We start from the raw sequence: 18,893 nt of genomic DNA on the forward strand, positions 1-18,893 counted from the left end.
ATGCAGGCGCTCGAACCGCGCGTGCTGCTCTCGGGCGACGTCACGCCGGTGGTGGCCGTCACCGCGGAGATTTCGGCGCCGGGCGAACAGGACGTCATCGCGTTCACGCTGGACCAGCCGACGCGCGTGGCGTTCGACAGCCTGACGAACCGGTCCGATCTCTCGTGGCAACTCAGTGGCGCCTCGGGCCCCATCGCCGGCCAGGCGTTCGGCGCCACGGGAACGAACCCGCCGGTGGAGCTCGCGGCGGGCGCGTACTCGGTGACCGTCGACGGCGACGCGGGTGCCATCGGCGACTACGCGTTCCGCCTGCTGGATCTTTCGTCGGCAACGCCGATCGAGCCCGGCTCGACGCTGGACGGGCAGCTCAGTCCCGCCAGCGAAACCGACGCCTACCAGTTCGACGCACTCGAGGGCGAGCGCTTCCGCTTCGATCTCGCGAGCGACAACAACACGGGCGGCATCACCTGGTCGCTGTGGGATCCCAGCGGGAACCCGGTGTTCCAGTCCGCCTTCACGGGCTCCGGTTCCGAGTACCCCGCAGCCCTGGCGGCGAGCGGGACCTACACGCTCCTGATCGAGGGCGCGATCGCGGCGACCGGCGCGACGGACTACAGCATCGACGTGCAGGCCACGCCGGAAGTGCTGTTCCACAACCTCCCTGCCGGCGCGGCGCTGTCCGAGCAGGCGCTCGATTTCCGCGCCACGTTCAGCGAAGCGCTGGACCCCGCCTACCTGGGCGCGGCGAACGCCGTCCTGGTCAACACGCTGACCGGCGCGCAGGTGGCGGCGAGTTCCCTGAGCTACGACGATGCCGCCCGGCAGGTTCGCGTGCAGTTCCCGGTGCTTCAGGAAGGCGCGTACCAGCTCACCCTCGTGAGCACCGGATTCCGCGACCTTGCGGGCAACACGCTCCAGGGCGGCGCGGACTTCGCGGTGGAGTTCGGCGTCGATGCGGCCGCGAGAACCTATCCGGCGCCGCTGATCGACAAGCAGCCCGCCGGCTCGCTCATCTTCGAGAGCACGGCAACCGGCGCCTTCCATGACGCGGGCGACACGGACGCCTTCACCATCGCGCTCGATGCGGGACAGACCGTCTCGCTCGAACTGACGCCCATCGACGCAGGAGTGCAAGGCAGCATCGCGCTGTTCGGCCCGGACGGCTCCACGCTGCTCGGCGCGGCCGCCGCGGCTGCCGCGGGACAGACGGTGCTGGTGCAGACCGTCGCGGCAGCGCAGGCAGGCACGTACCGCATCGACGCGCGCAGCGTCGCCGGGATCGGGCGCTATCGCGTGCGTGCCGTCCTCAACGCCGTGATCTCACCCGAGACGAACACCACCCGCGAGACGGCGCAAAGCCTCGACACCAGCTTCGTCAGCCTCGGCGGCACGGCAACCCGCGGCGCGGCCAAGGGCAGCCTCGATGGCGTCGACAGCGACTGGTACAGCTTCACCCTGCGTGCGGGCGAGGCGTCGACGCTCGCCTTGACCGACACGCTGCTGCCGAACGCGGACGACCTCGCGTTCGAGCTCTACGACGGCAACGGTGTCCTCCTGGCGCTGGGCCGCAGGGACGCCACCAACGCGGACCGCTACATCGCCGATTTCATGCCGGCGACGACCGGTACCTACTACCTGCGCATCGCGGGGGGCTCCCCCGCCGGCTACAACCTGCTGCTGACGCGCGGGGCGAGTTTCGACCTGCGCCTGCAAGGCACCCAGCCCCTGGACATCTCGGCAACCGACGTCGTCCTCGGGTATTCGGCGAAAGTGGCCACCACGCAGCGGGCCGCCTACCTGGTGTCCGCGTATGTCGGGGAGCCCTGGGGCTCCTCCAGCAACGTGAGCCAGATGAACGCGGCGTTCCCCAACGGCTGGGACCGCCTCAAGTTCGAAACCGTCAACGTCGCCGACCTGCTGGCGAACCACGGCTTCATCTACCTCGATGGCAGCGACAGCAACGCGGACGAACTCAGGACCTTCCTGCAGGCGAACCGCGCGCAGCTGCAGAACTACGTCGCCAGCGGCAATTCGCTCTTCATCAATGCAGCCCCGAACGAAGGCAGCAGCATCGACTTCGGCTTCGGGGGGGTGACCCTCCGGTATGCGGATTTCGGGGCCACGGCGACGATCGTCGACACGAGCCACCCGATCTTCCAGGGGCCGTTCACGCCCGTCGTCGCGACGTACTCGGGCAACTCCTTCTCCCATGGCTCCGTGTCGGGCGGCGGCATCACGCCCCTCTTGCGGGACAACTCCGGCGGCGATGCGGTGCTCGCGGAGCTGAAGTGGGGCTCCGGCACGGTGCTGTTCGGTGGCATGACGACCACCAACTTCCACAGTCCGCAGCCGCAGTCCAACAACCTGCTCGCGAACATCCTGGCCTATGGCGCGAGCCAGGTGAAGGCGGCCGTTCCCTACGCCTTCACGGCAGCGGAAGGCGACCAGCTCGTGATCGAGACGCGCACGCCGGGAGACGGCATGGGCGGCGTGTACAACGGGTTCGCAGCGAAGCTCGCGCTCTATGCCCCGAACGGCACCGCCGTTCCTGCTGCGAACTACACGTACTCCGTCCTGCCCGATGGCCGCAACGTGCGCATCGCGTACACGGTGCCCGCCGGAGCGGGCGGCACCTACCGCGTGACCGTGGGCACGTCCAACAACACCGACGGCAGCTTCGTCCTCTCGGTCGCTGGAGCCACGGGCAGCGCCGCACGCGCCCTGCAGGTCACGAGCACCTCGGTCGATGACGGCGCGGTCCTCGGCGCGGGGCAGTTCCCCGCCACCTTCCGCGTGTCGCTTTCCGACTCGATCCTCCTGAGCAGCGTCACGCCGGCATCGCTGAGCGTGAACGGGGTGAACGTTCCGGAGTTCACCATCGTCGACGCGCAGACCATCGAGTTCGACCTGGGCGGCCTGGGGCAGGGCGACGGCTTGTACGCGCTGCAGCTGCAGGGCATCGTGGACGTCCACGGCAATGCGCTGGCGCCGTTCGACCTGGACTTCAGCTACGACTCGCAACCGCCCGTGGTGAGCGCGGTGTCCTTCGCGGAAGGCGCGGTGCTGGCCACCGGATCGCTGGACCTGCGCGTCACGTTCAGCGAGGAACTGGATCCGGACTACGTGCGCTGGTGGAACGTCGGTCTCGTCAACACCCAGACCGGGTGGTCCGTCGACGTCTCCTCTTTCGCGTACGACGCCGCGACGCGCGAAGTGCACGTGGTCTCCCCCACCCTGGACGAAGGCACGTACCAGCTCACCCTGGCCAGCGCCGGTTTCCGCGACCGCGCCGGCAACCTCCTCAACGGCGGCACCGATTTCGTGACCAGCTTCGCGGTGGATGCCGCGACGCGCACGTACCCGTCGCCGCAGCCGGACCAGCAGCCGGCAGGGTCGCTGATCTTCGACAACACCACGTCGGGTGCATTCCACGCTGCCGGCGACGTCGACAGCTTCACGCTCGCGCTCGTCGCGGGCCAGACCGTCACGCTCGAACTGACGGCGGTCGACGCCGGTGTGCAGGGCAGGGTCGCGATCGTCGGTCCGGATGGAAGCACCGTCCTGGGAGAGGTGGAAGCGCCGGCCCCCGGAGAAATGGCGTGGTTGCAGACCGTGCGTGTCCCGGAAACGGGGGAGTACCGCATCGACGCCAGCAGCCTCGCCGGCGCGGGCCGCTACCGCGTCCGCACCGTGCTCAATGCGCTCGTCGTGGCCGATGCCAACGACACCCGCGATGCTGCGCTGGACCTGGAGAGCAGCTCCGTGAGCCTTGGCGGGATGGCGACTCGCGCCGCGGCGCGCAGCCACTTCGACGGCGTGCACGACGACTGGTACAGCTTCAGGCTGCAGGCGGGACAAGCCTCGACGCTCGCGCTGACCGACACGTACTACTGGTCCGTTCCGGGCCTGGAGCTCTACGACGCCGACGGTGTGCTGCTGGCGATCGCGCGCCACGATGCGGACAACGTGGACCGGTACATCGCCGACTTCGTCGCCGCGACGACCGGCACCTATTACGCGCGCGTGATGGGAACGGCCGATGCGGACTACAGCCTGGTGGTCACGCGGGGCGCGGCGTTCGGCATGCGGCCCGGCAACGGGCAGGCGCAGGACATCTCGGCGACGCACGCCGTCCTCGGCCATGCGGTGTACTGGCGCACGACGGCGTACGCGTTCGACGCCGCGGCGGGGAACACCCTGGTGCTCGAGACCCGGACGCCGGACGCCGGCCCCGGCCAGTTGTACAACGCCCTGGCCCCGGAGCTGGTCTTGTACGCACCCGACGGCAGCCTGGTGCCTGCGGCGGACTACACGTACACCCTGCTTCCCGACGGGCGCAACGTGCGCCTCGCCTATGTCGTGCCCGAAGGCGGGGACGGCCCGTACCAGGTGGAAGTCAGGCCGCTGAACTACACCGAAGGCAGCTTCGTGCTGTCCGTGGCAGGGGCGACCCCCAGCGCGGCGAAGCCGCTGGAGGTGAGCGACACCTCGATCCCGAACGGCTCCAGCTATCGCCTGGGCACGTTCCCCGGTTCGCTGGAACTCACGTTCTCCGATACGCTCCTTCTGAGCAGCGTCTCGACGTCGGTCCTGAGCGTCAATGGCCAGGCGCCGTCGGGCGTCAGCATCCTCGACGGCCGGACGCTCTCGTTCGACCTGTCCGGCCTCGCGCAAGTCGAAGGTCCGTACGACGTGCAGCTGGCCGGCCTGTACGACATCCACGGCAACGCGCTGGCACCCTACACCCTCGGGTTCGAGTACGACCTGCAACCGCCGGTCGTGAGCGCCATCTCCATCGCGCCGGACGCCGTGCTGCCGGAGCAGCCGCTCGACGTGCTCGTCACGTTCAGCGAGCCGATCGACCCCGGCTACCTGGATGCGGCGAGTGTCGTGCTGGTCAACACCCAGACCGGCTTGCGGGTCGCCGTGTCCTCGCTGGACTACGACGTCGCCGCGGGGCAGCTCCTCCTGCAGTTCCCGCTCCTGGCCGAAGGCCCATATCGCCTCACGCTGCTGCAGGGCGGGTTCCGTGACCTCGCCGGCAACTGGCTCAACGGCGGCAGCGACTTCGCCGTGAACTTCCAGACCGACGCCACGGTCAAGGCCTACCCGACGCCGCTGGTCGAACAGCTTCCCGCGGGCTCGCTGGTCTTCGAGAAGTCCTCCACCGGCACCTTCCACGCGGCCGGCGACAACGACAGCTTCACGATCACGCTGGAGGCCGGGCAGGCCGTCACGATCGAACTCGCATCGCCCGATGGCGCCGTGCAGGGACGCATTGCCCTGGTCGGGCCCGACGGAACCACGGTGCTCGGCACCGCCGACGCGGCGGCGGCCGGACGCAGCGCATTGCTGCAGACGGTGCCCGTCTCCGAGGCCGGCACGTACCGCATCGACGCGAGCAGCATCGCGGGCTCCGGCAGCTATCGCGTGCGCGCCGTGCTCAATGCGGTGATCGCGACGGAAGCCAACGACACGCGTGAAACGGCGCAGAGCCTGGACGGCAGCTTCATCGGCCTCGGCGGGACAGCGACACGGGGCGCCGTCCGTGGCGTGCTCGAAGCGGGCGGAAGCGACTGGTACGGCTTCACCCTGAACGCCGGCGAACTCGCCAGCCTCGCGCTGGCCCACGACCTGCACCAGCAGTCCCCGGCGGTGAGCCTCGAGCTCTATGGCCCGGATGACGTGCTGCTGGCCGCGGGGCGCACGGACGCCAGCAACGTCGACCGCTTCATTGCCGATTTCCTGCCGGCGACGACAGGGACCTACCGCGCGCGCGTCAGCGGAACGACCGCGGGTGCCTACGGGCTCGTGGTGGTGCGCGGAAGCAGCTTCCAGGTGAGCAGCAAGGAAACGGGCGTCCTGCAGGACATCACGCAATCCGGCCGCCTGCTGGGCAGCCTCGGCGCCGGCAGCAGCGCCAGCGGCGGCGGGGCCACGGGCTCGACGTTCCTGCCCGTGAACCTGTTGGACGGAACCGGCTACCGCTGGGACCTGCAGGGCGACGGCCAGGTCAGCGACGGGGTGTCGGACGCCTACGACGGCGGCATGCGCAACACCAGCTTCCCCTCCTACTTCTCCAGCGTGCCCACCGAGGAGAACGGCAGGGAACTGGTCTTCACCGCGCCCGCATCCGGCGGGATCCAGGTCACGCGCAAGGTCTACGTGTCGCCGACGCAAGGCTTCGCACGGTACCTGGAGATCATCACCAACACGAGCGGCAGCACGGTGAACTACACCGTGCCGATCTACACGAACCTCGGCTCGGACGGGGGTGAGCGCTTCGTGATGACCTCGAGCGGCGATTCCGTCGCCACGGTTGGCGACGACTGGGTGATCACCGACGACAGTTTTTCCGGCAGTTCCGGCGGCGACCCCGTGGTGACCCACGTGGTCGCCGGCCAGGGCGGCAAGATGCGCCCGACCACCTTCGTGAGGGGATCCGGCGAGATCAGCTACAGCTACGGCCTGACCCTTGCCCCCGGCGAGGCGAAGATCGTCATGCACTTCGCGTCGATGGCGGGCAGCCAGGCCACCGCGCTGGCGCTGGCGCCGAAGCTGGCCGCGCTCGAAGGGGATGCGCTCGCCGGGATGAGCTCGAGCGAGCGGCGGGCGGTGGTCAACTTCAACGTGGCGGCGCCCGACGAATACCTCGTCTCCGCCAACGCGGGCGACACGCTCGAGATCACCACGCTGGCGCCCGGCGGCGGCAGCGGCGAACCCGTCAACCTGCTGGACGCCCGCCTGGTGCTGTACGGGCCCAATGGCACGCCGGTCGCCGAGAACCTGAACGGGCCGGATGGCCGCAATGCGCGCATCCAGTACACGGTGGCCACCGCGGGCGTCTATCGCGTCCAGATCGCCGGCGAGAACGGCACGGGGGGCGCCTATGTCGTGTCCGTGACGGGATCCACGGCCACCGCGAGTTCCGGCCCGCGCGTGATCCGTCAGTCCACGCCGAACGCGCAGGTCGTTGCGGCCCCGCCCGGCTTCGTCGAACTCACCTTCTCGGAGGGTTTGCGGCTCGACACCGTGCAGGCGTCCGACCTGGTCCTGGACAACGGCGCCGTGGCGACCAGCGTGCAGGTGGTCGACGGCCGCACGCTGCGGTTCGCGATCGATGCGCAGGACGTGGAAGTCGCCTACCAGTACAGCATCGCGGCGGGGGCGATCCAGGGCCTCGGCGGCGCGGGCAATGCGGCGTTCGCCAGCAGCTTCGTGGTGGACCACGGCGGCCCGCGCGTCATCGCGCAATCGGCGCAGGCGGTGTCCGCCCCCTTCGGCCAGATCGACTTCACGTTCAGCGAGGCCGTCAACCCTGCCACCGTGTCGCTGGCCGACGTGAGCAGCTTCACGGGTCCCGGCGGCGTGAACCTGCTCGGGCAGGTCGCCAGCGTGACCGCCTCGGGCAACGTCGTGACCGTGCGCTTCAACAGCCAGATGGTGCTGGGCCAGTACGAGCTGGTCCTCGGGCCGAACATCGCGGACATCGTCGGCAACCTGATGGATCAGAACAACAACGGCACCAAGGGGGAGGCTGGCGACAGCTACCGCGCCGTTGTCACCGTGCGCTCGCCGGACCTGACGGTGGCAGCGGTTTCCGCGACGGGCACCAACGTCTTCGGGCAGACGCTCGAGGTGTCCTGGACCGTCCGGAACTCCGGCACGGACCCCACCCAGACCTCCTGGTACGACGCCGTCTGGCTGTCGCGCGACAGCGCCATCGGCGGCGACGATACGCGCCTGACGTACGTGTACGTCAACGACGGCCCGCTCTCCGCCAACGGCGAGTACACCCGTACGGTGCAGATCGTGCTGCCCGTGCACAGCGACCTGCCGACGGGCACCTACTACCTGATCGTCCGGGCGGACGAGTTCTCCTACCAGGCCGAATCGAACGAGGGCAACAACAGCCTGGCCTCGGCGGCCATCCACCTGGTTCGCCCCGACCTCGACCTGCAGGTCCGCAACCTGGCCGTGGAGCCGGCGGCCATCCAGTCCGGCAACGACATCACCATCCGCTGGACCGATTTCAACGACGGCATCGGTGTGCTCGGCGGCTCCTATGCCAACCGCATCTACGTGCGCAATGCCAGCACCGGCGAGGTCCTGCTGGATACCGTGCAGTCCATCAACGGAGCGCAGATCGGCGCGGGCCAGGGGCTGCAACGCAGTTATGGCCTCAAGTTGCCCGATGGCGCGCGCGGCGTGGGCACCCTGGACATCCAGGTGACCACCGACTACCAGAACAATTTCTTCGAAAGCAACGGCGCGGGCACGGGCGAGAGCAACAACACCGCCCAGACCAGCGCGACTTCCACGCTCGCGCCCTATCCGGACCTGCAGGTGCAGGGCCTGGCCGTCGAGCAGCAAACCATCCGGTCGGGCGACACGATCACCATCCGCTGGAACGACGTCAACACCGGCAACGGCACGCTCAACGGCGCCTACTACGATCGCGTGTACCTGCGCAATGCCAGCACCGGCGAGACGCTGCTGGACACCGTGGTGTACTTCAGCGGACAAGTGGCGACGGGCCAGGCGGTGGCGCGCAGCTACAGCTTCACGCTGCCCGACGGCATGCGCGGCGTGGGCACCCTGGACATCCAGGTCGTTGCCGACTACTACGGCTACGTCTTCGAGGCGAACGGCGCGGGCAACGCGGAGAGCAACAACGCGTCGCAGGTGGCCGCCACGTCCACGCTCGCTCCTTATCCCGACCTGCAGGTGCAGGGGCTGGGGGTGGAGCAGGGCACCATCCAGTCCGGCGACACGATCACGATCCGCTGGACCGACTTCAACAGCGGCAACGCAGCGCTGAACGGCGGGTACTACGACCGCGTCTACCTGCGCAACACCAGCACCGGCGAAACGCTGCTGGACACCACCGTCTGGTTCGCCGCCGTGCAACTGCCGGTCGGCCAGGGGCAGGCGCGCAGCTACAGCTTCAAGCTGCCGGACGGCCTGCGCGGCGTGGGCACGCTGGACATCCAGGTCACCGGCGACTACCACGGCCACATCTTCGAAGCCAACGGGGCCGGTACCGCGGAGACGAACAACACGGCCCAGGCCAGCGCGGCGTCGACGCTGGCACCCTACCCGGACCTGCAGATCCGCAACCTCGCCGTCGACCAGGCCGCGATCCAGTCCGGCGACACGCTCACCATCCGCTGGGACGATTTCAACGGCGGCAATGCACCGGTGGCGGCCGCCTTCTACGACCTGGTCGTCATCCGGAACAAGACGACCGGCGAGGAGCTGAACCGGACGGCCCTCTTCTACGACCCCGCGGTCTCCGGCAACACCGCCATAGTCGCCGGCCAGTCCCGGGCGCGTTCCTTCACGTACAAGCTGCCGGACGGCATCCGCGGCACCGGCGAGATCGAGATCAGCGTCACCGCGGACCGGAACACCGCCAACGTGGGGTCGATCTTCGAGGCGAACCAGGCGGGCGACGCGGAGGGCAACAACGCATCCCTGGCGAACGTCGCGGCGCAGGCCAGGCCGTATGCCGACCTCGCGGTGAGCAGCATGACCGTGCCGGCCACCGCGCGGTCCGGCGACGACATCGACGTGACGTGGCAGGTGACCAATCGCGGAAACATCGTCACGGGGGCATCGTCCTGGGTCGACCGCATCATCCTGTCGCAGGACAGCACGATCGGCAATGCGGACGACGTGGTCCTCGCGAACGTCACGCGCAGCGAACCGCTGGCCGCGGGCGCGAGCTATGCCACGACCGCGACCGTGCGCATTCCGACGCGCATCGAGGGCGCATACCGCATCGTGGTCGTGGGCGACGTCGCGGGCGTGGTGCTGGAGCCGGACACCCGCACGGACAACACCCGCATCTCGACGCCGCTGACGATCACCGCCACCTATGCGGACCTGGTCCCCGAGATCACCGCCGTGCCGGTGGACGCCCACATCGCGGGCACCGCGCGCGTGGAGTGGACCGTCCGCAACCAGGGAACGATCGCGACCGACGTCGGCAACTGGGTCGACCAGGTGTATCTCTCCACCTCGCCCACGCTGGGCGCGGGCGCGATCCTCATCGGATCCGTCACGCACTCCGGTGCGCTGGCGGTCGGCGGCAGCTACAGCACCGCGTTCGACCTCGTCGTGCCCCGCACCGTCGGGGTCGGGCCGAAATACTTCATCGTCAAGACCGATGCGTTCGGCAGCGTCTTCGAACGCGGCAACACCGCGAACAACGCCGCGTCGGCCGCGCCGACGCAGATCCTGCCCGAGCTCGCTCCCGACCTGGCGGTCGCCGACGTTTCGGGGCCGCTGTCCGTGCGCCCCGGGGACCCCGTCACCATCACCTACACGGCGCGCAACGACGGCACCGCTGCCGCCGTCGGCTCGTGGCGCGACCGCATCTACGTCGACCGCGGCGCCGCGGGGCTGGTGGAAGTGGCCAGCCGGTTCAACACCGAGCGGCTGGAGATCGGCGCGAGCGCCGCGCGCAGCGTCAGCTTCGTGCTGCCTGCCTCGTTCCAGGAGGGCGACTTCCGGTGGGTGGTGCGCACCGACGCGGACAACACGGTGTCCGAGCTCGCGGGCGAGGGCAACAACCAGGTCGCTGCCGCGGCCGGCGTGCACATCGCGCGCCCTGACCTGCGACTGGGCGGCCTGACCGGCACGACGCTGGTGCGTTCGGGCGGGCAGCTCCACGTCGACTGGACCGTCACCAACGCGGGCAACCAGACGCCGGCGAACTGGACGGACCAGGTCTACCTGGTCAAGGGCGGCGTCTCGCGCCTGATGGCGACGGTGGTGCACACCGGCGGCCTCGCCGCGGGTGCCGCTTATTCCGCTTCCGCCGACTTCACGGTGCCGCTCGACTTCGACGGCGAGTACGAACTGCTGGTGGTCACCGACGCGGGCAACGTGATCGACGACCACTCGCGCACCGACAACCGGGCGAGCCGCAACCTCACGGTCGAACTGTCGCCGTACGCCGACCTCGCAGTGACGTCCGTGACCGCGCCCGAGCGCATCATCAACGACCCTGCGCCGATCGACGTCACGTGGACCGTCAGCAACCAGGGCACCGGCGCCGGCATCACCTCGAGCTGGACGGACCGCGTCGTACTGTCCCAGGACGACACCTACGGCAACTCGGACGACCTCGTGGTGGGCGAATACCGGCGCGAGGGTGCGCTGGAGGCAGGGACCTCCTATACGCGCACGGAGCGCTTCCTGCTGCCGCCGGCCACCACCGGACGCTACAAGCTGTTCGTGGTCAGCGACGCGCGCTCGGAGGTGTTCGAGAACGGCGCGGAGGGCAACAACGCCGCCCGCCTGGACCACGTCGTCGACGTGATGCCGATCCCGTATGCGGACCTGCAGGTGGATTCCGTCGTCACGACGGGAACGGCGTCCAGCGGCCGGCCGCTGCGCCTGACGTGGACCGTCACCAACCGCGGCATCGCCAGCACCAACACCGACACCTGGAGCGACCAGATCTGGCTGAGCCGCACGCCGGGCGGGGCGAGCGTGCAGGGCTACGGCGCCGCCGGCCACATCGGCCAGCTGGGCGTGAACGACAGCTACACGCGCTCCATCGACGTCGTGCTGCCGCAGGGCATCGAGGGCGACTTCTACCTGAACGTGCGCACCGGCGGCGTGTACGAGTTCCTCTACGGCGGCAACAACACGGGCGCCTCCGTCGCCATTCCCGTGAGCCTCTCGCCTTCGCCCGACCTCGTCGTGGAAGCGGCCACCCTGCCGGCGACGGCCAAGGAAGGTTCGCAGATCGAGATCGGCTGGACGGTCGTGAACCAGGGGGCGGCGCGGGCGGAAGGCACGTGGGTGGACCAGGTGTACCTCGTGCCCGCCAGCGGTTCCGGCAGCAACGTGTGGCTGGGAAGCTTCACCTACGACCGCGGGCTGGACGCCGGCATCCGCTATTCGCGCACCGAGCTCGTGACCCTGCCGGGCCGCATGGAAGGCCAGTACCGCCTCGTGGTGGTGACCAACGCCGGCAACTCGGTGTACGAGCACGCCGCCGCGCGCAACAACAACGGCTTCACGACCACGGCCTCCACGCTGGTCAGCCTGCTGGACCGGCCCGACCTGCGCGTCGGCACGGTCACGGTGCCGGAGCACGTGGTCGCCGGCGGCACCGCAGGCATCAAGTACACGGTCAGCAACATGGGGTCCGTGGCGACCTCCGGCCAGTGGGTCGAGCGCGTGTACCTGTCGCTGGACGGCGCCCTCAGCGGCGACGACCTGCTGGTGGGCACCTTCGGCAACGGCTCCGCGCTGGCGCCGAACGAGAGCTACTCGAACGACACCGCGACGGTCAACATCCCGATCCGCTACCGCGGCGACGCCTACCTGATCGTGGTGGCGGACTCCAACAACAACGTCAACGAGTACCCGAACGAGGGCAACAACGTGAAGGCGGCGCGCCTCACGATCGACCCCGTGCCCTTCGCCGACCTCGTGACGAGCAACGTCGTGGCGCCCGACCAGGCGGTGCACGGCTCCAGCATCGAGGTGAGCTACAAGGTCACCAACAAGGGCAGCGCCGCCACGCGCGGCGAGGCGGCCAGCCGCACCAGCTGGACCGAGACGGTGTGGCTCACGCGCGACCGCACGCGGCCCGGCAAGGGCGGCGACGTCAAGCTGGCCGAGTTCACGCACAACGGGCTGCTGGAGGTCGGCGAGGACTACCTGAACACGGTGCAGGTGAGCCTGCCGGCCGGGCTGGGCTCCGGCCAGTACTACATCACCGTGTGGACCGACGTCTACGACGTGATCCTGGAGGACACGCTCGCGACGAACATCAACCCGGACGATCCGGGCCAGTTCGACAACAACAACTACAAGGCGCGCCCCATCAGCATCCTGGGCATCACGCCACCGGACCTCGTGGTCACTGCGCTGAGCGCGGCGACGCAGGCCACTGCCGGTGCGCCGCTCACCTTCACCTACACGGTGCAGAACAAGGGCGATGCGTTCGGCGGCAAGTGGAACGATTCGGTCTTCCTCGCCAACAGCCCCGACCTGGAGGCGGCCACGCGCGTGTGGTCGCTCGGCGGCTTCGAGCAGAACCGCAGCCTGGGCAACGGCGAAAGCTACACGAACACCTACACGGTGCAGTTCGGCCCGCCGGTCGACGGCCTGTACCTCATCGTCAAGGCCGACGGCTACACCTGGAACCGCTGGTGGACGGGTTACGTGGGCGAGCTCTCCGAGAGCAACAACACGCGGTCGACACCCACCACCGTCACGCCGGCGGCGTCCGACCTGCGGATCACGAGCGTCGTCACGCAACCGGAGAACTTCTCCGGCGAGGAAACCACCGTCACGTGGACGGTGACGAACCACGGCGCGGACGTGTGGGCCGGCACGCAGGGCTGGCTGGACGGCATCTACATCAGCAAAGACCCGACCTTCATCCGCGAGCGGGCGTCGCTGGTCGGCAGCCTGGTGCACGCCAACACCGGCGGCCTCGCCTCCGGCGCCAGCTACACCGCCTCCGCCAAGGTCCGCCTGCCGGAAGGCGCCGACGGCCAGTACTACATCTACGTCATCACCGACATCTCGCACGAGGGCGACGGCCTGGCGCTGCGGCCGTCCCCCTACGGACTGCCGCTCGCCTCTTCCGAGATGCGCGATCCGGGCGACGGCGCCGCCACGCGCAGCTACTACGCGAGCAACGTCTACGAAGACCTGCGCAACGACAACAACCGCGGCCAGGCGGCGCTGAACATCACCTACCGCGAGCCGGACCTGGTGGTGGAGAACATCCAGATCTCCGAGGCGGACCCGGCTTCGGGCCAGCCGCTGACGGTGACCTGGACGGTGCGCAACAACGGCAACCGGGCCACCCGCAACACGGCTTGGTTCGACGGCGTCTACCTGTCGCGCGACGCTTCGCTGGACAACTCCGACGAGCCGATGGTCGACCGCGGCAGCCAGGCCGAGACGGTCTACCGCGTGCGCCAGACCTCGCTGGGCACGCTGCTGCTGCCGAACGGGCAGCGCGTGCCGAACTACCTCGAGCCCGGCCAGAGCTACACCAACACCGCCACCTTCAACCTGCCGGAGTCGGTCAGCGGCAGCTTCCACATCATCGTCAAGGCGGACACGCAGCTGACCATGGACCCGTACTGGCAGACCGCCAGCACGATCCGCGACGGCCTGCCGGTGATCTGGCGCGGCTCGATCAACGACGCGGTGCACGAGTTCGCCAACGAGTCGAACAACACGGCCACCAAGGCGCTGACCATCCGCGCCGTGACGCCGCCGGACCTGCAGGTCACCGCCGTGTCGGCCGTCGACCACGTGATCGCGGGCCAGAGCTTCACGGTGCGCTACACCGTGCGCAACGAGGGCGGCAACACGCCCTCGGACCAGCAGCGCTGGAACGACCTGGTGTACCTGTCGAAGGACCGCTTCCTGGACGTCAACCAGGACCGCTACGTGGGCTACGTCGCCCACGCCAACGGGCTCGCCGCGGGCGCCAGCTACGACGGCCAGCTCGCGATCAACGTGCCGCGCGACATGGTCGGGCCGTACTACGTCTTCGTGGTCACCGACCCCGCGCGCGCGTGGGGCCGCGGCGAGTTCGGCGAGGTGCGCGAGTTCGGCAAGGACCAGAACAACGCCACGGCCGCCGAGCAGCCGGTGATCATCGAGACGCCCCCGCCCGCCGACCTGGTGGTGAGCAACGTGGTCATCCCGGGCACCGGCTCCGTGGGCGGCCAGGTGCAGGTCACGTACACCGTGAAGAACGAGTCCGACTACCCGGCGCTGGGCCGCTGGACGGACGCGATCTACCTGTCCTCCGACAACACCTGGGACCTGGGCGACAAGCTGCTCGGGAAGATCGAGCGCACGGCCGGCGACCTGGCCGGGCGCGCCAGCTACACGCAGACGCTCACCGCGCTGCTGCCGCCGGTGAAGGACGGCACCTGGCGCATCATCGTGCGCCCGGACCTCTACAACGACGTCTACGAAGGCGCCATCACGTACACCGAGACCGGCCTCAACATGGCGCCGGGCGAGGCGAACAACCGCATCGCCTCCGGTGGCACGATGGCCGTCACGGTGCCGGTGCTGCAGGTCGCCAGCCCGCTGCAGACCACGCTGTCGGCCAACGACGTGAAGCTGTACAAGGTGACGGTCGCCGCGGGCGAGACCCTGCGCGTGAGCCTCGACTCCAGCGCCGCCGATGGCGCCAACGAGGTCTACATCCGCTACGGCGACCTCCCGAGCTCCTATGCCTTCGACGCCGCCTACGGCGTGCCGTTCGCGGCGGACCAGCAGGCCGTGATCCCCAGCACCCAGGCGGGCGACTACTACGTGCTGGTGCGCTCGCGGCAGACGGCGGCCAACACGCCCGTGACGATCCGAGCGGACCTGCTGCCGCTGATGATCACGTCCGTGACGCCCGACGAGGGCGGCACCGGCGACGACGACCATCGCTGGGTGACGGTGGACATCACCGGTGCCCGCTTCAAGGCCGGCGCGCTGGTGAAGCTGACGCGCCCGGGCGTGGCGGAGATCGAGCCGGCCCGCTGGCAGGTGCTGGATGCGACGCGCATCCGCGCCGTCTTCGACCTGCGCCATGCGCCGCGCGGCCTGTACGACCTGACGGTCATCAATCCGGACGGTTCCTCCGTCACGGAGCCCTATCGCTACCTGGTGGAGCGCGGCATCGAAGCCGACGTCACGATCGGGATCGGCGGCCCGCGCAACCTGGAGCCGGGCGACCGCGGCACCTACAGCGTCGCGCTGCAGAGCCTGACCAACGTCGACACGCCGTACGTGCGCTTCGACATCGGCGTGCCCGAAATGGGCGACAGCGAGTACGTCCTCGGTGGATTGAACCTGCCGTACGTCGTCTTCGGCAGCAACGTGGGCGGGCAGCCCGATGGCGCCACGCTCGACACCGCGGGCAACACGCAGGCCTACGGGACGACGCCCACGCGCATCACGGATGCGAACGGCGCCGTGCGCAACGACATCCCGTGGGCCAGCCTGGACAACCAGCTGAACACCAGCGGCTTCAACCTCACGCCGGGCTACGCCTTCGACATCGCGGGGCAGGGCTTCGCGGGCGCCACCTTCAACGTGCAGACCTACCCCGGCCTCGCCGAGTGGCTGGCCTACGACTTCGAGGGCCTGCGCGACAAGCTCTATGCCGTGCGCCCCGACTGGAAGGCGCAGGGGCTGCTCGATGGCGGCGTGCAGGACCTGGACAAGATCGCCGAGGGCCTGGCGCAGAAGTTCCTCTCCACCGAGGCAGAGGTGCACGTCGACAAGCTGGAGCGCCTTGCGATGCCGTTCCGCTTCAACGTGCTGGGCACCGCCACGCCGCTCACGCGCGACGAATTCATCGCCGACCAGCGCGCGCACGCGGAGCGCCTGCGCCAGGCGATCCTCGCCGACGCCACGGCGGTCGCCGGCCTGCGCGTGCTGGCCGCGGACGCGCAGCAATGGGCCGAAGGCTGGCTGGGCGCTCTCGAGAGCGCCGGGCTCCTGCGCCCGCTGGACGAGGCGCCGCCGATCCGCGCGGGCCAGAAGGTGGTGAGCCTCAATGCGACGCTCGCCACCGGCATCCTGCTGTCGCACGCGGGCGAGAGCTACCGCACGCAGGCGGACATCCTCGGCTTCTTCACGCAGGTGCAGAAGTGGTACGGCGACACGGCGCGCTACGCGGGCGACCCGCAGGCCACGGACGCCGAGATCGCCTTCAAGGAGTACCGGCGCGACGAATACGGCAACGAGGTGGAGATCCCCGTGCCGGTGATGGCCGACCCGGCCGCGTACGACCTGGACGCGCGCGGCGACACGCACTTCATCAACTTCAACGTCTTCGCAGGCGGCGTCGCGGAGCAGGAATACATCGCCCGCCTCGGCATCACGCAGCAGGCGCTGAACCTCACCCAGTACCTGCAGCAGGCCGCCGCCGCCAATGCGACGGTGGCCGTGCAAGGCCCGCAAGGCAGCCTCTCGGCCAACGGCTCCGCCTACGTGCCTGCGGGCGTCGCGCTGCCGTACACGATCAACTTCCGCAACCCGTCCAACGGGCCGGCGGGGCAGCTGCGCATCGTCACCGAGCTCGATCCCTCGCTCGATCCGCGCAGCCTGCGGCTGGGCGACCTGAAGCTGGGCGACATCAACGTCCACGTGCCGCCCGGGCAGGCCAACTTCCAGGCCGATTTCGACTTCAGCGGCAGCAAGGGCTTCATCCTGCGCGTGAGCGCGGGAGTGGACGCGGAGCACCGCATCGCAACGTGGCTGCTGCAGGCGATCGACCCCGACACCGGGGAGGTGATGCGCGATGCCGTGCGCGGGCTGCTGGGCGCGGCCGGCGACCCGTCGCAGGCGGCCACCGGCAAGCTGCAGGAAGGTTTCGTCACCTACACGGTGATGGCGAGCGACGACAGCGACACCGAGGCGGTGATCGCCAGCTCCGCGCGCATCTTCATCGACGACGCGCCGCCCAGCGAAAGTGCGACGACGAGCATCAAGGTGGACCGCTCGGCGCCGTCCACCACGCTGGCCGCGACGGCCCTGGGCAGCAACGCGCAGGGCGAGCCGCAGTTCGACGTGCGCTGGAGCGCGGGCGACGACGTGTCGGGCGTCAAGCACGTGACCGTGTACGTGGCCAAGGACGGCGGCGACTTCCAGATCTGGCTGCGGCAAGCCGCGCCGGACCGCACGCAGGCGATCTTCACCGGCGAGGCGGGCAGCAGCTACGAGTTCCTGGCCGTGGCCACCGACGTGGCCGGCAACCGCGAGGCGGCCAGCGTGGCGAACGCGGTGCTGCCGGACGACGGCTCGCGGCAGGCGCTGCTCGACGCCCTGGGTGCGACCGAAAGCGTGGAGCAGACGCCTGAACTGCCGATCGCCACCCCTGGCCGCGTCTATGCCGACAACGCGCTGTTCGACCAGGCGCAGGCCATGCTCCCGGGCTTCGTCGCTCCCGTGCAGACGCCGGAACTCGCGAGCGTGGTCGCGCCGTTCTCCGTGCGCAGCTTCGCGGAGGGCTACGCAGCGAGCGCGGGCGACGTCGGCGGCTTCGCCATGGTGCAGCTGCCGGACGGCACGCTGCTGGTGAGCGCCGGCAGCCAGCGCAACGAGGTCTTCGCCTTCGGCGTGGACGGGGGCCGCAGCACCGTGCCGCTGTTCACGATGGAACAGCCCGTCATGGACATGGCCGTCGACGCGCTCGGCCAGCTCTGGGTGCTGACCGGCCACGAGCTGCTGCAGGTCGACCCCGCGACGGGCGCGATCCTGCGCCAGGTGCAGGGGCCGAGCCAGCAGGAGCTGACGCACGCGCTGGCCATCCATCCGAGCACCGGCGAGATCTACGTCGCCTCCGGCGCCGGCATCGAGGTGTTCCGGCCGGGCGAGGCAAATGCCTCCCGCGCGTGGCGCCACTTCAGCAACGAGCGAGTGGGCGACCTCGCCTTCGGCCCCGACGGCCGCCTGTGGGGCGTGCGCTGGACGGGCTCGCGCATCGACGCGGCCAGTGCGTCCGCCACGACGGACATCATCAGCTTCCCCATGTCCGGCCGCCTGGCCGGCCGCGCGGAACTGGAATACCGCCTCACCGGCGTGATCGACAGCATCGCCTTCGGCAAGGCCGGCACGGCGCTGGACGGCCTGCTGGTCGCGAGCAGCAACGTGCAGCAGCGCCCGGTGAATGGCACGACCGACGTGCCGCACCAGGCCCGCGTGTGGGCGATCGAGCTCGCCACCCGGCAGGTGCTGCAACTGGCGCAGGGGGGCACGCGCGGCGAGACGCTGCTGGCGACGGCGGATGGGCGCATCCTGCTGGCGCAGACGGGTGGGGTGGATGAGATCGCTCCGCTGCAGGCGCCCGAAGTGCAATCGGTCAGCATCGCGGACGGTGCCGTGGTGCC

General features: G+C 69.6%; 1 protein-coding gene (running past one end of the window). It reads left to right on the top strand.

Features of this window, described 5'->3' with window-relative positions:
- On the top strand, positions 1-18,893 hold the 5' portion of the coding sequence (locus tag H8N03_RS08490) for a tandem-95 repeat protein (RefSeq protein ID WP_187075716.1). Its footprint extends 18,361 nt past the window's final position; only the first 18,893 of its 37,254 coding nucleotides appear in the window; it begins with the start codon at positions 1-3; its stop codon lies off the right edge, out of view.

The organism is Ramlibacter cellulosilyticus (assembly GCF_014297465.1).
Lineage (GTDB): Bacteria > Pseudomonadota > Gammaproteobacteria > Burkholderiales > Burkholderiaceae_C > Ramlibacter > Ramlibacter cellulosilyticus.